Consider the following 19,312-nt stretch of genomic DNA (forward strand, 5'->3'; position numbering starts at 1 on the left):
ACAGGGATTTACGACGAGGTGTTGATGCCGAGGCTCTTGAGCTTGCGGTGCAGGGCCGAACGTTCCATGCCGACGAAGCTTGCCGTGCGCGACACATTGCCGTTGAACCGCGCCACCTGTGCCTTCAGATAGTTGCGCTCGAACACCTCGCGCGCATCGCGCAGCGGCAGGCCCATGATCTCGCCATCTTCCGACGGATTGACCAGGGCCGGCGCCCCTGCCCCCAGTTCCGGCGGCAGCATTTCGGCCCGGATCTCGGCCTGGACGTCGCCCGGTGCCATGATCAGCAGCCATTCGATGACATTGCGCAACTGCCTGACATTGCCCGGCCACTCGCCGGCCTGAAGCACGGCCAGCGCATCGGCGCCCAGACTGCGCGCCGGCAGACCCGACAGCCCGGCCGCCCGCACCATGAAATGGCGCGCCAGATCCGGGATGTCGTCGCGGCGTTCCTTCAGGCTGGGCACGCGCAACGGCACCACGTTCAGGCGATAGAACAGATCCTCGCGGAACCGTCCGGCCTGGATCTCGGTGCCGAGGTCGCGGTTGGTCGCCGCCACCACACGCACATCCACCTCGATCGGCCGTTCGCCGCCAAGACGGGTGAAACGCTGTTCGTGCAGCGCCCGCACCACCTTGCCCTGGGTTTCGAGCGGCAGGTCCGACACTTCGTCCAGGAACAACGTGCCCGAATGGGCCTGTTCGAACAGGCCCAGCTTGCGTGGCGTCTCTGGGCCCAGCGCGCCGGGTTCGGCGCCGAACAGCTCGGCCTCGACCCGGTCGGGGGTCATGATCGCGCAGTTCAGCACCACGAACGGCGCCTCTGCGCGCTTCGACTGCATGTGTACGCGCCGCGCCGCCACTTCCTTGCCGGCACCGGCGGGGCCGGTGACCAGCACGCGGCTGTTCGTCGGCGCCACCCGCTCGATCGTGTGGCGCAGCTGCCTGATCGCCGCCGATCCGCCGATCAGTTCGGCATCGATACCGGCGCGCTTCTTCAGGTCGGCGATCTCGCGGCGCAGCTTCGCCTGTTCGATCGCATTGCGGACCACCAGCAGCAGCCGGTCCGATTTGAACGGCTTCTCGATGAAATCATAGGCACCGTCGCGGATCGCCGTCACCGCGGTCTCGATGGTGCCGTGGCCGCTGAACATCACCACCGGCAGGCCGGGATGCTCGCGCACGATCTCGGCCAGAATCTCCATGCCGTCGAGCCGGCTGCCGTCGAGCCAGATGTCGAGCAGCACCATATCGGGGAGACGGGCGGCAACTTCCCCCAGCGCCTCGTCGCTGTTGCGCGCGGTGCGGGCGGTATAGCCCTCATCACGGAGCAGTTCGGCGACGAGGTGCCGGATGTCGTCCTCGTCATCGACGATCAGAATGTCCGATGGCATCGCGTCAGGGCCTTGTAGAACCAGGTTCGCTGATAGGACCGTCTTGGCTTGGCGGGGTCGGCCGGATTTCAGGGGTAACCGCACCGGCGACGGAGACCGGGGCAGCCAGAGGCAGTTCAAGCGTGGCGACGGCGCCGAGAATGCGTCCGTCGCTGTCCCGCCTGTCGTCGATCGACACGCGGCCGCCGTGATCTTCCATGATCTTGCGCACGATGGCGAGGCCCAAACCCGTTCCCTTGGCCTTCGTTGTGACATAGGGCTCAGTCAGCCTGCCCTTCAAGCTCTCGGGCAGACCGCGCCCGGCATCGGTGACGGTGATCTGTGCCAGCCGGTCGCGGGCCTCGATGGCGACGACGATGCGCCGCCGCTCCGGGGGCAGATCACGCGCCGGCACACCTTCGGCTTCGGCAATGGTATCAACGGCCTGTCCGGCATTCACCAGAAGATTGGTGAGGGCCTGTCCCAACAGCCGGCTGTCTGCCCGCACCAGGACAGGCACGTCCGGGCGGGTGAATTCGAATCCCAGTTCGGGGCGGCCAAGGCGTTGAGTGATCACAGATTCACGCACCAGCGGTCCCAGATCGACGTCGGTCATCACCGGCTGGGGCATACGGGCGAAGGACGAGAACTCGTTCACCATGCGGCCGATATCGCCGACCTGACGGATGATGGTATCAGTGCAGGCGACAAAGGTATCGGGATCGGAGGTGATCTCTTTCAGGTAGCGGCGTTTCAGGCGTTCGGCCGACAGTTGGATGGGGGTCAGCGGGTTCTTGATCTCGTGAGCGATACGGCGCGCCACGTCCGACCAGGCGGCGGTGCGTTGCGCCACCATCAGATCGGTGATGTCGTCGAAGGTGATGACCACGCCGACCGGGGCGGCCGGCCCGCTGTCGCGGGTCGAGATGATATCGGCGGCCAGACGCACCATCAGATTGCGATGGCGCCCGCCCGGGTCGGCTTCGATCTGCGCCTGAACCACCCGATCCGGGCGGTCGACCAGCCGCGCCAGCAGCGGTTCCAGCGCCGGCAGCAGGTCCACCATCGGCCGGTCGACCGCCTGATCGAAATCGAGGCCAAGCAGCGACAGCGCCGACCGGTTGGCCAGATTGACCCGATGATCGGCATCCAGGCCGATCACCCCCGCCGACACCCCTTCCAGCACCTTCTCGGTGAACCGGCGCCGGGTGTCGATCTGGCGGTTGGCCGCCAGCAGAGCCTCGCGCTGGGCGGCCAACTGACGGGTCATACGGTTGAAGGCACGGGCCAGGATGCCGACCTCGTCGTCCTCGCGGCCCTCAGGCACCTGGGCGCGCAGGTCGCCGCTGCGCACGCGTTCGGCGGCACCGACCAGCTGGCTCATCGGCCGCGCGATCGAACGGGCGACCAGAAAGCCGATCCACACCGCCGCCAGCAGCAGAACCAGCGCGATCAGCACGAACAGGCCGGTGAAGGTCAGCTGAATGCCGGACCTGCGGCTTTCGGCCTCGTCATACTGGCTGACCGCGCGGTTGACCTGCTCCATGTGGTCGAGCACGGCACTGTCGACGAAGCGGCCGACATACAGGAAGACATCGCCCAGGCTCTGCACCTGGATCAGCGCCCGCACCCGGTCGTCCTGACGATCGGTCAGCAGCACCACATCGCCACGCCGCGCCTGATCCAGCAGCGGCTGGGGCACGGTGGCGAATTCCAGGCTGAAGCTCAATTCACTGCGGGCCAGGATGCGGCCATCACCCCGAAACACCATGGCCTCCGGCAGATTGCGCAGCGCCGCCTGGATTTCCAGCAGCCGTTGCAGCCGCCCTGATGCATCGAAGGTGGTCAGGGCCTCGCGATCGATATCGGCCGCCATGGCAATGACATCGGCGCGGATCGTGCGCTGATGTTCAAGCAGATAGGCGCGCGCCACGGCATTGGACTGGTTCAGCGCGGTGCGCACCCGTTCGTTGAACCAGGTCTGGATGCCGAAATCGAAGAACAGCGCCGAGAACACCATCACCACGATCGCCGGTAGCGCGGCCACCAAGGCGAACAGCGTCACCAGCCGCAATTGCAGCCGTGATCCCGCCGATCGCCGGCGGCGTTGCAGCCACAGTCGGATCAGCCCATGGGCCAGCACACCCACCAGCAGCAGCAGCAATGCCAGATCGACATTCAGCAGAATGAATACCGTGCTGGCATCGGCACGGGCCTCGCTGCCCCAGTTGCCGCCGAAGAACGACAGCCCGGTCAATGCCAGATAGGTCGCGACGCCCGATGCCAGTGCCGCGACCAGCAGCGCGATGGTGAAGATCCGCCCCGGTCGGATACGGGCGAACAGCACGGTCATCCGTCGGCCGAAACTGCCGGCGATACGACCGGCATAGCGTTCGCGGCGCGCGTCATCGGCCTTGCTGCGCATAGTCGATGACGGCGGCGATACCGGACGTGCGGCGCCGTCCGGTCGTTGATCCTCCGGACCTGTCTGGTGCGGTTCTGGCCGGTCGGTATCGCTCATCGGCCGGACGGACCACCACCGATACGGGTTGGCTCGCCCCCGCGGGTCACCTCGATCGCCAGATCGCGGATCTTCTTGCGCAGCGTGTTGCGGTTCAGGCCCAGCACCTGCGCCGCCTTGATCTGATTGCCGCGGGTGGCGACCAGGGTGCGTTCGATCAGCGGCCGCTCGACCTCGCGCAGGATGCGGTCATACAGCCCCGCGGGTGGCAGACCGTCGTCATGGGCATCGAAATACTCCGCCAGATGGAAATCGATCGCCTCGCCCAGGCTGCCGCCCCGACGGCGATCGTCGTCGGCCGGCAGCGGCTCGGCGAATTCGCCTTCGATATCGGGGCGATAGATCACGTCTTCCGCCGACAGCGCCGCCAGACGCCGCATCAGGTTTTCCAGCTCGCGGACATTGCCCGGCCAGTGATAGGCGCTCAAAACCTCGACTGCATCGGCGGACAGGCTCTTCAGCGGCAGTCCCTGGTCGCAGGCCAGCTTCAGGAAATGGCGGGCGAGGTCGGCGATGTCCTCGCGCCGTTCCCGCAACGGGGGCAGACGCACCGGCACCACGTTCAGGCGATAAAACAGATCCTCGCGGAACAGCCCCTGCTGGATCAGCTGGCGCAGATCGCGATGGGTGGCGGCGATGATCCGCACATCGGCCCGGATCGGCGTGCGGCCGCCGACGGTGGTGAACTCGCCTTCCTGCAGCACGCGCAACAGCCGGGTCTGCGCATCCAGCGGCATGTCGCCGATCTCGTCCAGGAACAGCGTGCCGCCCTGGGCCTGTTCGAAGCGGCCGGTCTTGCGCTGGGCGGCACCGGTGAAGGCGCCCTTCTCGTGACCGAACATCTCACTCTCGATCAGATCACGCGGGATCGCCGCCATGTTGATGGCGACGAAGGGTCCACCCCGGCGCTTGCCATAGTCATGCAGCGCCCGCGCCACCAGTTCTTTGCCGGTGCCGCTTTCGCCGGTGATCATCACCGTCAGGTCGGTGCCCATGATCCGGGCCATGACCCGATAGACTTCCTGCATCGACGGCGAGCGGCCGACCAGCGGCATTTCCTCATCGGCCTGCGGCTGGCTGCGCGGGTCCAGCGCCGGCAGCGGCGCATCGCCACGCCGGGTGTTCAGCGCCCGCTGCACGATCCGCAGAAGTTCGTTCAGATCGAAAGGCTTGGGCAGATATTCGAACGCGCCGCGTTCAGTGGCCTTCACGGCGGTCAACAGGGTCTTCTGCGCGGTCATCACGATAACCGGCAGATTGGGGCGCAGGCGTTTGATGCGCGGCAGCAGGTCCAGCGCGTTCTCGTCGGGCATCACCACATCGGTGATGACCAGATCGCCGTCGCCGTCTTCCACCATCCGCCACAAGGATGCGGCGGTGCCGGTGGTGCGGACCGTATGGCCGGCACGGCTCAGCGCCTGATGCAGAACGGTGCAGATGCTGCGGTCGTCATCGGCGACCAGGATGGTTGCGGGCTCCATCGCGTCTGCGTTCCTTCAGGCCTTGGAGTTGTACATGGGCAGCATCACCTTGAACACGGTGCGCCGGGGGCGGCTGTCGACCTCGATCACCCCGCCATGATCGTTGACCGCCTTGGCGACCAGCGACAGGCCAAGGCCGGTGCCCGAGGGCTTTGTCGTCACGAACGGATCGAACAGGTTGGCGCGGATGTCTTCGGGGACGCCCTGGCCATTGTCCTGCACTGTCACCACCAGCGGCAGGTCCAGCCGCTCGCGGGTGCCGGGCACCTGAACCCGCAGACCGTGCTGGAAGGCGGTGGTCATGGTGATCTCGCCACCCTCCTCCGGCACTGCCTCGGCGGCATTCTTCACCAGATTCAGAAAGATCTGCACCAGCATGTCGTGGTGGCCGAACACCGGCGGCAGGGACGGGTCGTAATGCTCGATGAACCGGACATGGCTGGCGAAGCCGTTCTGCGCCAGCCGGCGGACATGTTCCAGAACCACATGGATGTTCACCGGTTCGCGTTCGATCGGCCGGCCGTCCGAGAACTGTTCCATGCGGCCGATCAGGTTCACGATCCGGTCGGCTTCCTTGCAGATCAGCTGAGTCAGCATCCGGTCGCCTTCCGGAACATTGTATTCCAGCAGCTGTGCGGCGCCCCGGATACCCGATAGCGGGTTCTTGATCTCGTGGGCCAGCGCCATGGCCATGCCGGTGATCGAGCGCGCGGCGCCGCGATGGGTCAACTGGCGGTCGATCTTGTGGGCCATGGAGCGTTCGATCAGCGACAGCAGCACCGCCGGACCGGCCGTGCTGGCGTCGACGATCGGCGCCACCTGCACATCGACCAGCCGGCTGCCGGTGCGCGGCCCGTCGATCACGATGTCATACTCATGCAGGCCCGATACGCCTTCCGCCAGACCCTTGCGGATCAGTTCCATCAGCGGGCTGTCATAGCGGATGAACTCGGTCAGCGCCGATCCGATCAGCACCGAGATGCCGGTGCCGAAAAACTGTTCGGCCGCGGGATTGCCATAAAGGATACGGTCGTCACTCGCCACCACCAGAACCGGATGGGGCAAGGCGTCGAGGATGGCATCGCCGGGAACCGGCGATTTCGATGGCCGGCGCTTCCGGCCGAAACTGGTCAGAGCCATGGTCTGGGCCAGACCTTTCCACATGCGCTGGCGGGGGGGGGCGGACAGGCCGTCGGCCTCTCCGGCTGGCGTGGACAGGCCCTCCTCCGCCGGTCCGTCCTGGCCATTGCGGTCACGGGCGGTCTCCATGGGTGCGGCGGCCATGGCGGCGGGGTCGGGGGTTGGTCGATCATCTGCGGGTGTGACAGCCCGACGGCGCTCGGTCATGCGGCCGCTCCAAACATGCGGGCGAGATCGGCCGGGCCCACCGGTCCGTCGGCCAATGCCGCCAGCCGGTCGCGCACGGCGCCGGCATCATCGGTTCGGACCAGGGCATCGCGCACGATCCGCCCGGCACCGGCCGATGTCGCATAGGCATCGAGATGCTTGCGGATCACCCGCCGGCCCTTCTGTTCTCCATAATGCGTCAGCGCCAGGTCGAAATGATCACGGGCCAGGGCCCAGATGCCGGCAGTATCGGGCACCACCGCATCGTCATCCATGCCGCTGAGCCCGGCCATGATCTGCGCCGGCAACCAGGGCCGGCCCATGGTCGCGCGGGCCACCATCACGCCGTCGGCGCCGGTCTGCATCAGCAGCCGCCGGGCATCGGCGGTACAGATCACGTCGCCATTGGCGATCAACGGTATCCGGACACGCCGGCGGACGGCGGCGATGCCGGCCGGATCGGCGGCACCGCGATAGAGCTGGGCGCGCGTGCGGCCATGCACGGTGATCAGCCGCGCGCCGGCCTGTTCAAGCCGTGCAGCCAGGTCCGGGGCCGTCAGGCTGCCCTCGTCCCACCCCAGGCGCATCTTCACGGTGACCGGCACGGGGCCGGCCGCATCGATCACCGCGCGCAGAATGGTTTCGGCAAGCGCCGGCTCGCGCATCAATGCTGCGCCACAGGCGCCGCTGGTGACCTTCTTGGCGGGACAGCCCATATTGATATCCACGATCGCGGCGCCCGCCTCCACCGCCCGCGCCGCCGCCTCCGCCATCACGGCCGGGTCGCGGCCGGCCAACTGAATGGCGATGGGCCCCGGCTCGCCGTCGAGGTCGATCATGGCCAGCGTGCGGGCACGCCCTTCCACCAACGTGCCGCCGGCGATCATCTCGGATGCCATCATCGACGCGCCGAACCGGCGCACCATTGCCCGGAACGGCCGGTCGGTCACGCCCGCCATCGGCGCCAGAAGCACGGGCGCCGGCGCCGGCGGTCGTGCATCGGCGGCCGGAAACAGCAGCGCGGCGATGGGATTTCCGGGGGAAGCGATCCGGTCGGTCATCGGGTTCCTGATCATGGGGTGGGCAGTTGCCCTGTCCGGGTGCATAAAGTTTAGGCGAAGTGTATTGAGCCGGCCCCCGCCGCGCAAGCGTCGCGCGCGCTCTGGCCGCACAGCCCCGTAAGCGAGGCAGGCTGTCGAGGACTGGACGTGGCCCCACGGGGCCGCGCCTGCCGATCGCTGAAGGCGCGCTTGCATGACCGGTCCTGTCCCGGTATCGAAGGACGCGGGCCTGCCTGCCGCCGCGCGTCCTGCCCGCCATCCGAGGAGATCCGCCGATGACCGCCACCTTGTTCGATGCCGCTTCGGCCAATGCAGACCCGGCCGATCCGGCATCGGCCGTGCGGCCCCGGGTGGCGGTCCTGATCGTGGCGGCCGGTCGCGGCCGGCGCTTCGGCACCGCGGTTCCCAAACAGTATCAGGCACTGGATGGTCAGGCGGTGTTGTGTCACCCGATGCGGGCCTTCCTGGACCATCCGCGCATCGACCGGGTCCAGGTGGTGATCGGCGCCGATGATCAGGTGCTGTACGATCTGACCACAGATGGCCTGGACCCACGGTCGGGCAAGCTTGCGCCTGCGGTGATCGGCGGCGCTGAGCGCCAGGCATCGGTTCGGCTGGGCCTGGAGGCGCTGGCGGCGGCGGGCGGTATCGATCTGGTGCTGGTGCATGACGCGGCGCGGCCCTTCGTGCCGGCGGCGATGATCGACCGGGTGATCGATGCGCTGGGCGATGCTCCGGCGGCATTACCGGCATTGCCGGTGACCGACACGCTGAAGCGCGCCGCCGATGCGGCGGCGGATGGCGCGGCTCTGGTTGCCGGCACCATGGCCCGTGACGGATTGTGGCGGGCACAGACGCCCCAGGGCGCGCGGCTGGATCTGCTGCTGGCGGCGCATCACGCGGTCGCGGGGCTGGCATTGACGGATGATGCCGCGGTGATGGAGGCCGCAGGTCATGCCGTCCGGCTGGTCGCCGGCAGCGAGACTGCCTTCAAGATCACCACCGCCGGTGATTTCGATCGGGCGCGGCAGATGCTGGCGGCCAGCGGCAGCCGCCCGGCCGCAACCCTGCTGCCGGCAACCGGCACCGGCTTCGACGTACACGGCTTCGGGCCGGGGAACCATGTCTGGCTGTGCGGGGTTGCGGTGCCGCACAGCCACGGCCTGAACGGTCATTCCGATGCGGATGTGGCGCTGCATGCCCTGACCGACGCGGTACTGGGGGCGATCGCCGCCGACGATATCGGCCGGCATTTCCCGCCCAGCGATCCGCGCTGGAAGGGGGCATCGTCGGACCGGTTTCTGGTTCATGCGCTGGCCCTGATGGGGGCGATGGGTGGACGGCTGGTGCATTGCGATGTCACCATCATCGGCGAACGGCCGAAGATCGGCCCGCATCGCGCGGCGATGCGGGCGCGTCTGGCCGACCTGACCGGCCTGCCGCCGACACGCATCGGCGTAAAGGCAACGACCACCGAAAAGCTGGGCTTCACCGGCCGCGGCGAGGGGCTGGCCGCCATGGCCAGTGCCACCGTGCTGCTACCCGAAGCCGGCACTGGAGCCATCATCTGGGAGCGGACGCCATGAGCCCCCGCCGGCATCGCGAGCATCTGCCCCGACATCATCCGGCCGAACTGATCGCAACCGTGCTGGGCAGCGGCAACGCCCGCCGCGCACCGGGAACGGTGGGATCGGTCGCAGCCCTCTTCCTGGGCATTCCCGTCGCCTGGGCGGGGGGCGCCGAAGCCTTGCTGCTGGGGGCGCTGGTGGCGATTCTGGTCGGCTGGTGGGCGATCCGCATGGTCACGGCCCATGACGGCATCCACGATCCCGGCCGGGTGGTCATCGACGAACTGGCCGGATTGTGGATCACTCTGGCGGCGCTGGCCCCGCTGGGCCGGCTGGGCGACTGGCTGTGGTGGATCCTGGCCTTCATCGCCTTCCGCACCTTCGATATCGCCAAGCCCTTTCCCGTGGGCTGGGCCGATCGCCATGTCCGCGGCGCGCTGGGGGTGATCCTCGACGACCTGATCGCGGGGGTCTATGCAGCGATCGTGCTGGGGCTGATCGCCACCGGCCTCGACGCCGCGGGCCTGTCGCCGCTTGTGCACACTCCCTGATCATCATATCCGTGATCGTCGCCCCTCATCGCCACCCTCATCCCCACCGGCCGGAGGCCCCGCACCCCCATGACCTTCGATGACCTGATCGAGACCGCCGGCATCGTGCTGGATCGCGCCCGCGCGCAAGGCCTGCGCATCGCCACGGTCGAAAGCTGCACCGGCGGGCTGATCGCCGGCGCGCTGACCACGGTTGCCGGATCGTCCGACGTGGTCGACCGCGGTTTCGTGACCTATTCGAATGACGCCAAGACCGCCATGGTCGGCGTGCCGGCGGCGCTGATCGCATCGGACGGTGCCGTCAGCCGCCCGGTCGCCGAGGCCATGGCCACCGGCGGCATCGCCAATTCCCTGGCCGATCTGGCGGTATCGGTCACCGGCATTGCCGGCCCCGGCGGCGCCACCGCCACCAAGCCTGTGGGGCTGGTGCATTTCGCCTGCGCCCGACGCAACGGCACGGTGGTGCATCGCCGCCATGTTTTCGCCGGCGACCGTCAGGCCGTGCGCCTGCAGAGTGTTGCCGCAGCACTCGACCTGCTGCTCGACGCTCTCGCGCCGACTGACTGAACCGGCCAGCCGGTTCAGTCAGTCGGCGGCACAGGGTCCATTGGCGGCACGGGACGGATCGCCGTCAGCTTGTCGGGATTGCGCATGGTCAGAATGGCGCCAACCCGCCCCTGCCCGTCCGGCACCAGCGCCGTCACCGATATGGTGCCGTCGGTCAGGTGCTGTACAAACCCCGGATGGCCGTTGACCGATGCCAGCCGCAGCATCATGGTCGGGTTCTTGCGATGGATCGACAGCAGGAAGCGGATCACCTTGTCGATGCCGCGGATCGGGTTCAGGGCCGCCGCAGCCTTGCCGCCGCCATCGCTTTCCAGCACCACATCGGCCGCGAACAGACGCCGCAGGGCGGCGTCGTCACCGGCGGCCACCGCGTCCAGCACCGCTTCGGCCAGCCGCCGCGCCGCATCCGGGTCGGCCGCCGGGCTGCCGGGGCTGCGGTCGAGCAAGGGATCGGCCAGCGCCGGCAGCTCTGCCCGCGCCGCCGCCAGCCGGCGGCGCGCCCGCGACAGGCGCTGGCGCAGCGAGGCATCACGGATGCCGAGTGCTGCAGCCGCCTCGGCCGGGCTCATCTCCGCCACCTCGACCAGCAGCAGCGCCGCGCGCTCCGACGGCGGCAGGCGCTCCATCAGCCGCAACAGCGCCAGCGACAGGGTCTCCGCCGCCTCGATGCCTCCGGGCTCAGGGAGGGCGATGTCCGACACCAGCGGCTCCGGCAGCCATGGTCCGGGATAGCCGACACGGGCACGCTTCAGATGCCGCAACCGATCCAGCGCCAGACGCGTGGCGACACTCAGCAGAAAAGCCCGGGGTTCACGCGGCCGCCCCTCTTCGGGTCCATCGCCGGCCCGCTGCCAGCGCAGCCAGGTATCCTGCATCACGTCATCGGCATCGGCGGCGCTGCCGGTCAGCCGATAGGCCTGTGCCCAGGCTGCCGGCGCATGGGTCAGGAAGGCCTCGGTGCCACTCATGGCCACACCCCGACCAGGATCTCGGCCCGGCCGGGTGCCGCGTCGGGCCAGCGGTCGACATCGGCCACAAAGCACCGTCCCGTCACCTCGCGCCAGATCCGCGCCCACCCCGCCGCCACGGCCGCGGGCTGGTCGCCGGTCGTGACCAGCTCCAGAAAGTCGCCGCCGGGCACCGTCACTTGCGTCAGCCCGGCGCGCACCGCGACGCTGGCAACCAGCCGGCGGCCGATGGTCAGCCGGAAGGGCGCGGTATGGTCGCCTTGATACCGGTCATAGACCGCGAATGTCGCTGCGTCCTCGTCGGCGAGCCCGGCCAGCGGCCACCGGTCAAACCAGCGGCCCCAAAGGGCACCGATCGCGGCCGGGTCGTCATTTGACACCACGGCCGACAGGCCGGTGACGGTGAAGCCGGTGCGCGTGACGCGGCTAAAACCTGGGGCAATGGCAGTTGCAGACATCGGACCTCGCCTTTCCTCTGACAGGGGCATTCTGTCGGAAAGACGCCCGGGGCGCATGATGTGTGACATCAAGCCGGATCATGTCACAACCGATGCGATCGGCCTGCCTGGCTCCGAGGATCCGATCAGGGCTCGGCCGCGCGCGGTGCCTGACCGCGCTGCAGACCGGGGCGGCCGTACAGATCGGCGGCGCGGGCCTCGAAGGCGCGGACCATGCGTCGGGTCGCCTCGCCGAACAAGGCGCCCATCACATTGTCGAGCAGGCGGGAACGGAACTTGAAATCGACCTCGAAGTCGATCAGGCAGCCTTCCGGGTGCGGCTCGAACGTCCACCGGTTGCGCAGATGGTCGAACGGCCCGGTCACGTCGGTGACCAGCACCTCATGCGGGCGCAGAAGCTCGACCTTCGAGGTGAAACGCTCGCGGATCATCTTGAAGCCGATCACCAGATCGGCCTCCATGCGTTCCCGCGCCCGGCCATCGGTGTCGACGAAGCTTTCCCGCGTGCGAATGCGCGAGGCAATGCACCAGGGCAGGAATTCGGGGTAACGATCGACGGCTGCAACAAGGTCGAAAAGCTGGTCGGGCGCGTAGGGCAATACGCGCTTTTCGCTGAAGGACGGCATCGTCGAACGCAATCTCCGCGGTCAGGCCGGCGGCGACATGCCGCCGGGCTGGTGTTCCCGGCCATGGCGCTGCATGACCGGGAATGCAGTCTCTATACGATTTCAGCAGGTCCGGCTGCAAGCTGTGCCTCACGGGCCGCCTTCAGCCGGGCGAAATCCTTGTCGGCATGGTGCGACGAACGGGTCAGCGGGCTCGACGAGACCAGAAGGAAGCCCTTGGCCCGGCCCATGGTGGCATAGGCGCTGAATTCCTCAGGCGTCACGAAGCGGTCGACGGCCAGATGTTTCGGTGTCGGCTGAAGATACTGGCCGATGGTCATGAAGTCGACATCGGCCGCGCGCAGGTCGTTCATCACCTGATGCACCTCGACCTTGCTCTCCCCCAACCCCACCATGATGCCGGATTTGGTGAAGATCGTCGGGTTGACCTCCTTGACCTGCGACAGAATTTTCAGCGAATGGAAATAGCGCGCGCCGGGCCGCACCTCGCCATACAGCCGCGGTACGGTTTCCAGGTTGTGATTGAACACATCCGGCCGCGCCTCGGCGACGGCCTGGACCGCACCCTTCTTGCGCTGGAAATCGGGGGTCAGCACCTCGATCGTGGTCATGGGCGAGGCATCGCGGATACGGCGGATCACCTCGACGAACTGGCTGGCGCCGCCATCATCCAGATCGTCGCGGTCGACCGAGGTGACGACCACATGGGCCAGTTCCATCTCGGCCACGGCTTCCGCCAGATGCGCCGGCTCCTGGGGGTCGACGCTGCGCGGCATGCCGGTCGCGATGTTACAGAACCGGCAGGCGCGCGTGCAGATATCGCCCAGAATCATCACCGTGGCGTGCTTCTGGGTCCAGCACTCGCCGATATTCGGGCAGGCCGCCTCTTCACACACCGTGAACAGGTTCAGGCGCCGCATGCGCTGGCGCATCTCGGCCACCTGTGGCGAGGTCGGCGCCTTCACGCGGATCCAGTCGGGCTTGCGCTGGCGGAGAGCTGGCGCCGCGGCGGTGCCATCTGCGCCGATCATGGCGGAAGGCTTCGCGGCGGATGGTGCCGTCTCGACGGGATGGATGATCACGGCCACGATTGAACGGTCCCCGGCCTGATGGGTTTGTGTCACGGCGCCGGGCGGCCGGTGGCCGGCGGCGGCGTGGCAGGATATCGACGCGGAAAACCGGGGCGGCACCCCACGCTGTGGGTGCCGCCCCGGCCACCGGTCTCATGGCTTAGAAATGGATGGCGCGCCCGAATGCGTCAAGCACCGACTCATGCATCATCTCCGACAGGGTGGGATGCGGGAAGATCGCGTGCATCAGATCCAGTTCCGTGCCTTCCATCGACTTCGCAACCACATAGCCCTGGATCAGCTCGGTCACCTCGGCGCCGATCATATGGGCGCCCAGCAACTCGCCGGTCGCGGCGTCGAAAATGGTCTTCACCATGCCCTCGGGTTCGCCCATCGCCAGCGCCTTGCCGTTACCGCGATAGGGGAAGCGGCCGACCTTGATCTCGCGCCCGGTCTCCTTCGCCTTGGCCTCGGTCAGGCCCACCGAGGCGACCTGCGGCGTGGCATAGGTGCAGCCGGGGATGTTCTCGCGGGTCATCGGATGGACATGCTCGCCCCCGGCCAGCGCCTCGACGCAGATCACGCCTTCATGCGACGCCTTATGGGCCAGCCACGGCGCGCCGGCAACGTCGCCGATCGCATAGATGCCGGGCTCGGCGGTCTCAAGATACGGCCCCACCTTGATCTGGCCGCGATCGACCTCGACCTTCGTGGTCTCAAGCCCCAGATCGTCGGTGTTGCCGACAATGCCGATCGCCACGATCACCCGGTCGACAGTCAGGGTCTGCGCCTTGCCCTTCGCGTCTTCAAGCCGGGCCGAGACACCATCCCGGCTCTTGTCAAGGCCCTTGACCTGGGTGCTGGTCAGGATCTTGATCCCCTGCTTTTCAAACGCCTTGCGGGCCATGGCGGAGATTTCCTCATCCTCCACCGGCAGGATGCGGTCCAGCAATTCGACCACGGTCACCTCGACGCCAAGCGCGCGATAGAAGCTCGCGAACTCGATGCCGATCGCGCCCGACCCGACCACCAGCAGCGATTTCGGCAGGCTTTCCGGCACCATCGCCTCGCGATAGGTCCAGATCCGCTCGCCATCGGGCTCCAGTCCTTTCACGATCCGTGGACGCGCGCCGGTCGCCAGAATGACGTGATCGGCGGAGATCGACCGCTTACCCTTGGCGCCGTCGACCTCGACCTTGCCCGGGCCCTTCAGCCGGCCGCGGCCGTCGATGACCTCGACCTTGTTCTTCTTCAGCAGATGCGCCACGCCCTGCGACAGGGTCTTCGCCACATCGCGGCTGCGCTTGACGATCGCGGCCAGGTCGAAGCTCGGCTTTTCAACAGAAATACCGAAATCCTTGGCGTGATTGATCAGCGTCCAGACCTCGCTGGCGCGCAGCAATGCCTTGGTCGGAATGCAGCCCCAGTTCAGGCAGATGCCGCCCAGGTGCTTTTCCTCGATCACCACCGTGCGCAGGCCAAGCTGACCGGCACGGATCGCCGCCACATAGCCACCGGGGCCGCCACCGATGACCGCCACGTCGTAATCATCGCCGCTCTTGCCGCTGCCGGCCGGCTTCACCGCCGCCTTGGGGGCCCCGGTCTTGGCATCAGTCTTGGCAGCGGGCTTCGCCTCGGTCTTCGGCGCGGGCTTGGCATCCGGCTTCGCCGCCGCCGGTTTGGGTTCGGCCTTGGCGGCGTCGCCACCTGAGAGCGCGGCGGCGGCGACCTTCGGGTCTTCACCCTCTTCCGCCAGAACGGCGATCAGGCTGTTGACCGCCACACCCTCGGTGCCGTCCGGTACCAGGATCTTGGCGAGGATGCCCTCATCGGCCGACTCGACCTCCATGGTGGCCTTGTCGGTCTCGATCTCGGCGATCACCTGGCCGCTTTCGACCGTGTCGCCCTCCTTGACCATCCAGCGGGCCAGCGTGCCTTCGGTCATGGTCGGCGACAGCGCCGGCATCAGAACCTTGATCGGCATGGGATTGGGTCTCCCGTCCGTCTTGCGTGTTTCAGAGATGATCGCGAGGTCGCCGCAGATGCCGCTCAGAGCAGCATAGACAGCGGGTCCTCGATCAGCTTCTTGAAGGCGGCCAGGAATTGGGCGCCGACCGCGCCGTCGACCACGCGATGGTCGCACGACAAGGTCGCGGTCATCACCGTCGCCACGGCCAGCGCGCCATCCTTCACCACCGGCCGCTGTTCAGCGGCACCGACGGCCAGAATCGCCGATTGCGGCGGATTGATGATCGCCGAGAATTCCTTGATGCCGTACATGCCAAGGTTCGACACCGAGAAGGTGCCGCCCTGATATTCCTCTGGCTTCAGCTTGCCGGCGCGGGCGCGCTCGGCAAGATCGCGCATTTCCGACGAAATGGTGGCCAGACCCTTAGTGTCGGCCTTCTTGATGATCGGCGTGATCAGCCCGCCATCGATCGCCACCGCCACCGAGACGTCGACATCGTGGAAGCGCAGGATCGCCTCGTCGGTCCAGGCGGCATTGGCGGCCGGCACCTTGCGCAGCGACAGCGCGCTGGCGCGGACCACGAAATCATTGACGCTGACCTTCACGCCGCCGCGCTCGTTCAGCTCCTTGCGCACACCCATCAGCCGGTCGATCACGCAATCGACGGTCAGGTAGAAATGCGGCACGGTCTGCTTGGCGTCGAGCAGGCGGCGGGCGATGGTCTTGCGCATGCCGTTATTGGGCTCGGCGGTATGCGCCATGCCCAGCTTGTCGACCAGATCGCGGGTCTGGGCCGATGCCGCGGCCGAAATCGCCGCGACGCTGTAGCCGCCACCGCCGGCGGCTGGTGCCGCTGCCGCCTTTGCGGGTGCGGCGGTCGGTGCCGCCTCTGCCGCCGGTGCCACTTCGGCCGCGGCCGGGGCGCCACCGTCAGCCAGGGCCGCCTCGATATCCGCCTTCACGATCCGGCCATGGGGGCCGGTGCCGGCAAGACCGGTCAGATCCAGCCCGGCCTGCGATGCCATGCGGCGGGCCAGCGGGCTCGCCTTGATCCGGTCACCGTCATCGGAGCCGGCAGTGGCGGCCGGCGCCTCCCCCCTGGCAGGGGCAGGGGCCGGCGTCACCTCGGCATGATCGTCAGCATCGCCCTTGGCGGCGACATCGTCCTCGGCGGGCGTCTCCGCGGCCGGAGCCGGGGCGGCGGCGTCGCCACCAGCCAGGGCCGCGACCGCATCGTCGCTGTCGCCCTCTTCCTTCAGCACCGCGATCACCGTATTCACGGCCACGGCCTCGGTACCGGCCGGCACCATGATTTTCGCCAGCACGCCTTCCTCGACCGCCTCGACCTCCATGGTCGCCTTGTCGGTCTCGATTTCGGCGATGGCCTGTCCGCTCTCGATCGTATCGCCCTCATTGACCAGCCATTTGGCAAGCGTGCCTTCGGTCATGGTCGGCGACAGGGCCGGCATCAGGATGGTCTGAGCCATGTTCGGTCCTCTCCTGCCCGTGGGCGGCCGTGGTGCCGCCGCCTCAGGGTTGTCCTTGATCGGATGTCCGGCGATGCCGGCTCAGAATTCGTAGCCGACGGCGCGCTTCGCGGCCTCGACGATATGGTCGGCCTGGGGCAGCGCCAGCTTTTCAAGGTTCGCGGCATAGGGCAGCGGCACATCCTTGCCGCTGACCCGGATAACCGGCGCATCCAGATGATCGAAGGCGTGCTCCATCATCAGGGCGGCCTGTTCGGCACCCATGCCGGCGGTCGGCCAGCCCTCCTCCACGGTCACCAGCCGGTTGGTCTTCTTCACCGAGGCGACGATGGTGTCGACATCCAGCGGCCGGATGGTGCGCAGATCGATCACCTCGGCATCGATACCCTCGGCCGCCAGCGCCTCGGCCGCTTCCAGGGCCTTGCCGACATTGATCGACCAGGCGGTGATGGTCACGTCGGTGCCCTGACGCACGACATTGGCCTTGCCGATCTCGACCACATGGTCGTCATCCTCGGGCACCTCGAAGCCCTGGCCATACAGGATCTCGTTTTCAAGGAAGATCACCGGGTTCGGATTGCGGATCGCCGCCTTCAGCAGGCCCTTGGCGTCGGCCGCCGACCATGGCGCCAGCACGATCAGCCCCGGCACATGGGCATACCAGCTGGCATAATCCTGGCTGTGCTGAGCGCCGACCCGGGCCGCCGCGCCATTGGGGCCGCGGAACACGATCGGGCAGCGCATCTGGCCGCCGGACATATAGTTCGTCTTGGCGGCGGAGTTGATGATCTGGTCGATCGCCTGCATGGCGAAATTGAAGGTCATGAACTCGACGATCGGCCTCAGGCCACGCATGGCGGCGCCGACCGCGAGGCCGGCAAAGCCATGCTCGGTGATCGGGGTGTCGACCACCCGGCGGGGGCCGAATTCATCCAGCAGGCCCTGGGTCACCTTATAGGCGCCCTGATATTCCCCGACCTCCTCGCCCATCACGAAGACGGCGTCGTCGCGACGCATTTCTTCGGCCATGGCGTCCCGGAGGGCTTCTCGTACCGTAATCTTCGGCATGTGTCGGTATCTCTCTTGTCCGTCGGACATCCGCAGCATCGGCCGGAAGCGTCAGCACCCTGCCCCGTGCCCGCTCGACGGCGGCATCGGTGGCGGCGTGGTCGCGGCCTCCGGCGGGCGATCAGGCTTCGACCAGCACGTCGGTCCACAGCTCCGACGGATCGGGCTCGGGGTTTTCCTGGGCGAAGTCGGCGGCGTCGACCACCACGTCCTTGATCTCGCGATCGATCGCCTTCAGCTTGGCCTCATCCCACTCGCCGCTTTCGATCAGCAGCTTCTTGACCGTCTCGATCGGGTCGCGCTCGGCCTTCATGCGGTTCAACTCGTCCTTCGACCGGTATTTAGCCGGATCGGACATCGAATGGCCGCGGAAGCGATAGGTTTTCATTTCCAGCAGGATCGGACCCTTGCCGGTGCGGGCATGTTCGATGGCGAAATCGGCGGCGCCGCGGACATTGCGCACATCCATGCCGTCGACCGAATAGCCAGGGATGCCGAAGCTCTCGCCTCGGCGGTGCAGTTCGGTGACGGCACTGGCGCGGGCGACCGAGGTGCCCATGCCGTAGAGATTGTTCTCGATGACATAGACCACCGGCAGGTGCCAGAGGCTCGCCATGTTGAAGCTCTCATAGACCTGGCCCTGGTTGACGGCGCCATCGCCCAGATAGGTGATCGAGACCTTGCCGTCGTTCTTGTATTTATGGGCGAAGCCAAGGCCGGTACCGATCGGCACCTGGGCGCCGACGATGCCATGGCCGCCGAAGAAACCTTTTTCGACCGAGAACATGTGCATCGACCCGCCCTTGCCGCGGGAATACCCGTCGCGGCGGCCGGTCAACTCGGCCATCACACCCTTGGGGCTCATGCCGCAGGCCAGCATATGGCCATGGTCGCGATAGCTGGTGACGACGCTGTCGCCGTCCTCTAGCCCCGCCTGCATGCCGATGACGACCGCTTCCTGGCCGATATAGAGATGGCAGAATCCGCCGATCAGGCCCATGCCATACATCTGGCCGGCCTTCTCCTCGAAGCGCCGGATCAGCAGCATTTCGCGATAGTAGTGGACCAGCTGATCGATGGAGCTCGTCTCGGGCGCGAGCTGATTGCTCGGCGTGCCCGAGGCTTTGCGGCGCGTAGTCGCCATGCGGTCCTCCCCGGAATTGTCGCGCGGCAGGCCGGTCGGCCCCGAAGCGCCTG

15 protein-coding genes and 2 pseudogenes are annotated in these 19,312 nt (G+C 67.4%); 3 read left to right on the top strand and 14 right to left on the bottom strand.

Features of this window, described 5'->3' with window-relative positions:
* Positions 1-8: 8 nt before the first annotated feature.
* The 5 genes from ntrX to dusB all read right to left on the bottom strand — a co-directional run bounded on the left by ntrX (position 9) and on the right by dusB (position 7,783).
* A complete protein-coding gene (gene ntrX, locus IEW15_RS09950) occupies positions 9-1,394 on the bottom strand; it encodes a nitrogen assimilation response regulator NtrX (RefSeq protein WP_188577356.1) in 1,386 nt (461 codons plus the stop codon).
* A 4-nt stretch (positions 1,395-1,398) separates the two neighbouring features.
* Positions 1,399-3,798: a sensor histidine kinase NtrY-like gene (locus IEW15_RS09955; protein WP_188577358.1), complete on the bottom strand. Its 2,400-nt coding sequence runs from the start codon at positions 3,796-3,798 to the stop codon at positions 1,399-1,401.
* A gap of 92 nt (positions 3,799-3,890) precedes the next feature.
* Positions 3,891-5,375 carry a nitrogen regulation protein NR(I) gene (ntrC, locus tag IEW15_RS09960; protein WP_188577360.1) on the bottom strand — a complete coding sequence of 495 codons (1,485 nt, stop codon included), beginning with the start codon at positions 5,373-5,375 and terminating at the stop codon, positions 3,891-3,893.
* Between the two features lie 15 nt (positions 5,376-5,390).
* Positions 5,391-6,539: a two-component system sensor histidine kinase NtrB gene (locus IEW15_RS09965; RefSeq protein ID WP_188577420.1), complete on the bottom strand. Its 1,149-nt coding sequence runs from the start codon at positions 6,537-6,539 to the stop codon at positions 5,391-5,393.
* Positions 6,540-6,718: 179 nt separating this feature from the next.
* The gene (gene dusB / locus IEW15_RS09970) at positions 6,719-7,783 is read right to left on the bottom strand and encodes a tRNA dihydrouridine synthase DusB (protein WP_188577362.1); all 1,065 of its coding nucleotides are present in this window, start codon (positions 7,781-7,783) and stop codon (positions 6,719-6,721) included.
* Between the two features lie 275 nt (positions 7,784-8,058).
* Between dusB and IEW15_RS09975 the strand changes: the two genes are divergently transcribed.
* From IEW15_RS09975 to IEW15_RS09985, 3 genes are all read left to right on the top strand, one after another.
* Complete coding sequence (locus IEW15_RS09975) at positions 8,059-9,369, top strand: bifunctional 2-C-methyl-D-erythritol 4-phosphate cytidylyltransferase/2-C-methyl-D-erythritol 2,4-cyclodiphosphate synthase (protein WP_188577364.1); 1,311 nt, start codon at positions 8,059-8,061, stop codon at positions 9,367-9,369.
* Complete coding sequence (locus IEW15_RS09980; RefSeq protein ID WP_188577366.1) at positions 9,366-9,902, top strand: phosphatidylglycerophosphatase A family protein; 537 nt, start codon at positions 9,366-9,368, stop codon at positions 9,900-9,902. The genes IEW15_RS09975 and IEW15_RS09980 overlap by 4 nt, the downstream gene beginning before the upstream one ends.
* 69 nt (positions 9,903-9,971) lie before the next feature.
* Positions 9,972-10,469 carry a CinA family protein gene (locus tag IEW15_RS09985; protein ID WP_188577368.1) on the top strand — a complete coding sequence of 166 codons (498 nt, stop codon included), beginning with the start codon at positions 9,972-9,974 and terminating at the stop codon, positions 10,467-10,469.
* Between the two features lie 14 nt (positions 10,470-10,483).
* Here the strand turns inward: IEW15_RS09985 and IEW15_RS09990 are convergent, their stop codons facing one another.
* The 9 genes and pseudogenes from IEW15_RS09990 to pdhA form a co-directional block, all read right to left on the bottom strand.
* Positions 10,484-11,437 carry a sigma-70 family RNA polymerase sigma factor gene (locus IEW15_RS09990; RefSeq protein ID WP_188577370.1) on the bottom strand — a complete coding sequence of 318 codons (954 nt, stop codon included), beginning with the start codon at positions 11,435-11,437 and terminating at the stop codon, positions 10,484-10,486.
* Positions 11,434-11,895 (bottom strand): GyrI-like domain-containing protein, encoded by a 462-nt coding sequence (locus IEW15_RS09995; RefSeq protein ID WP_188577372.1) that lies wholly within the window; start codon positions 11,893-11,895, stop codon positions 11,434-11,436. The genes IEW15_RS09990 and IEW15_RS09995 overlap by 4 nt, the downstream gene beginning before the upstream one ends.
* Positions 11,896-12,020: 125 nt before the next feature.
* A complete protein-coding gene (locus tag IEW15_RS10000) occupies positions 12,021-12,521 on the bottom strand; it encodes a type II toxin-antitoxin system RatA family toxin (RefSeq protein WP_188577374.1) in 501 nt (166 codons plus the stop codon).
* Positions 12,522-12,613: 92 nt separating this feature from the next.
* The gene (lipA, locus tag IEW15_RS10005) at positions 12,614-13,552 is read right to left on the bottom strand and encodes a lipoyl synthase (RefSeq protein ID WP_188577422.1); all 939 of its coding nucleotides are present in this window, start codon (positions 13,550-13,552) and stop codon (positions 12,614-12,616) included.
* A 199-nt stretch (positions 13,553-13,751) separates the two neighbouring features.
* Entirely contained in the window at positions 13,752-15,173 is a 1,422-nt protein-coding gene (gene lpdA, locus IEW15_RS10010; RefSeq protein ID WP_229707983.1) for a dihydrolipoyl dehydrogenase, read from the bottom strand.
* 231 nt (positions 15,174-15,404) lie between these two features.
* Positions 15,405-15,575: pseudogene (locus IEW15_RS26335) on the bottom strand (biotin/lipoyl-containing protein); the annotation flags it as partial.
* Between the two features lie 65 nt (positions 15,576-15,640).
* Entirely contained in the window at positions 15,641-17,047 is a 1,407-nt protein-coding gene (locus IEW15_RS10015; RefSeq protein ID WP_188577378.1) for a pyruvate dehydrogenase complex dihydrolipoamide acetyltransferase, read from the bottom strand.
* 81 nt (positions 17,048-17,128) lie between these two features.
* Positions 17,129-18,115 (bottom strand): annotated as a pseudogene (locus IEW15_RS10020) (pyruvate dehydrogenase complex E1 component subunit beta); the annotation flags it as partial.
* A gap of 121 nt (positions 18,116-18,236) precedes the next feature.
* Positions 18,237-19,259, bottom strand: a complete 1,023-nt coding sequence (gene pdhA, locus IEW15_RS10025) for a pyruvate dehydrogenase (acetyl-transferring) E1 component subunit alpha (protein WP_188577382.1) — start codon at positions 19,257-19,259, stop codon at positions 18,237-18,239.
* Between the last annotated feature and the right edge of the window lie 53 nt (positions 19,260-19,312).

Origin of the sequence: Tistrella bauzanensis (assembly GCF_014636235.1) — a bacterium.
Classification (GTDB): Bacteria; Pseudomonadota; Alphaproteobacteria; order Tistrellales; family Tistrellaceae; genus Tistrella; species Tistrella bauzanensis.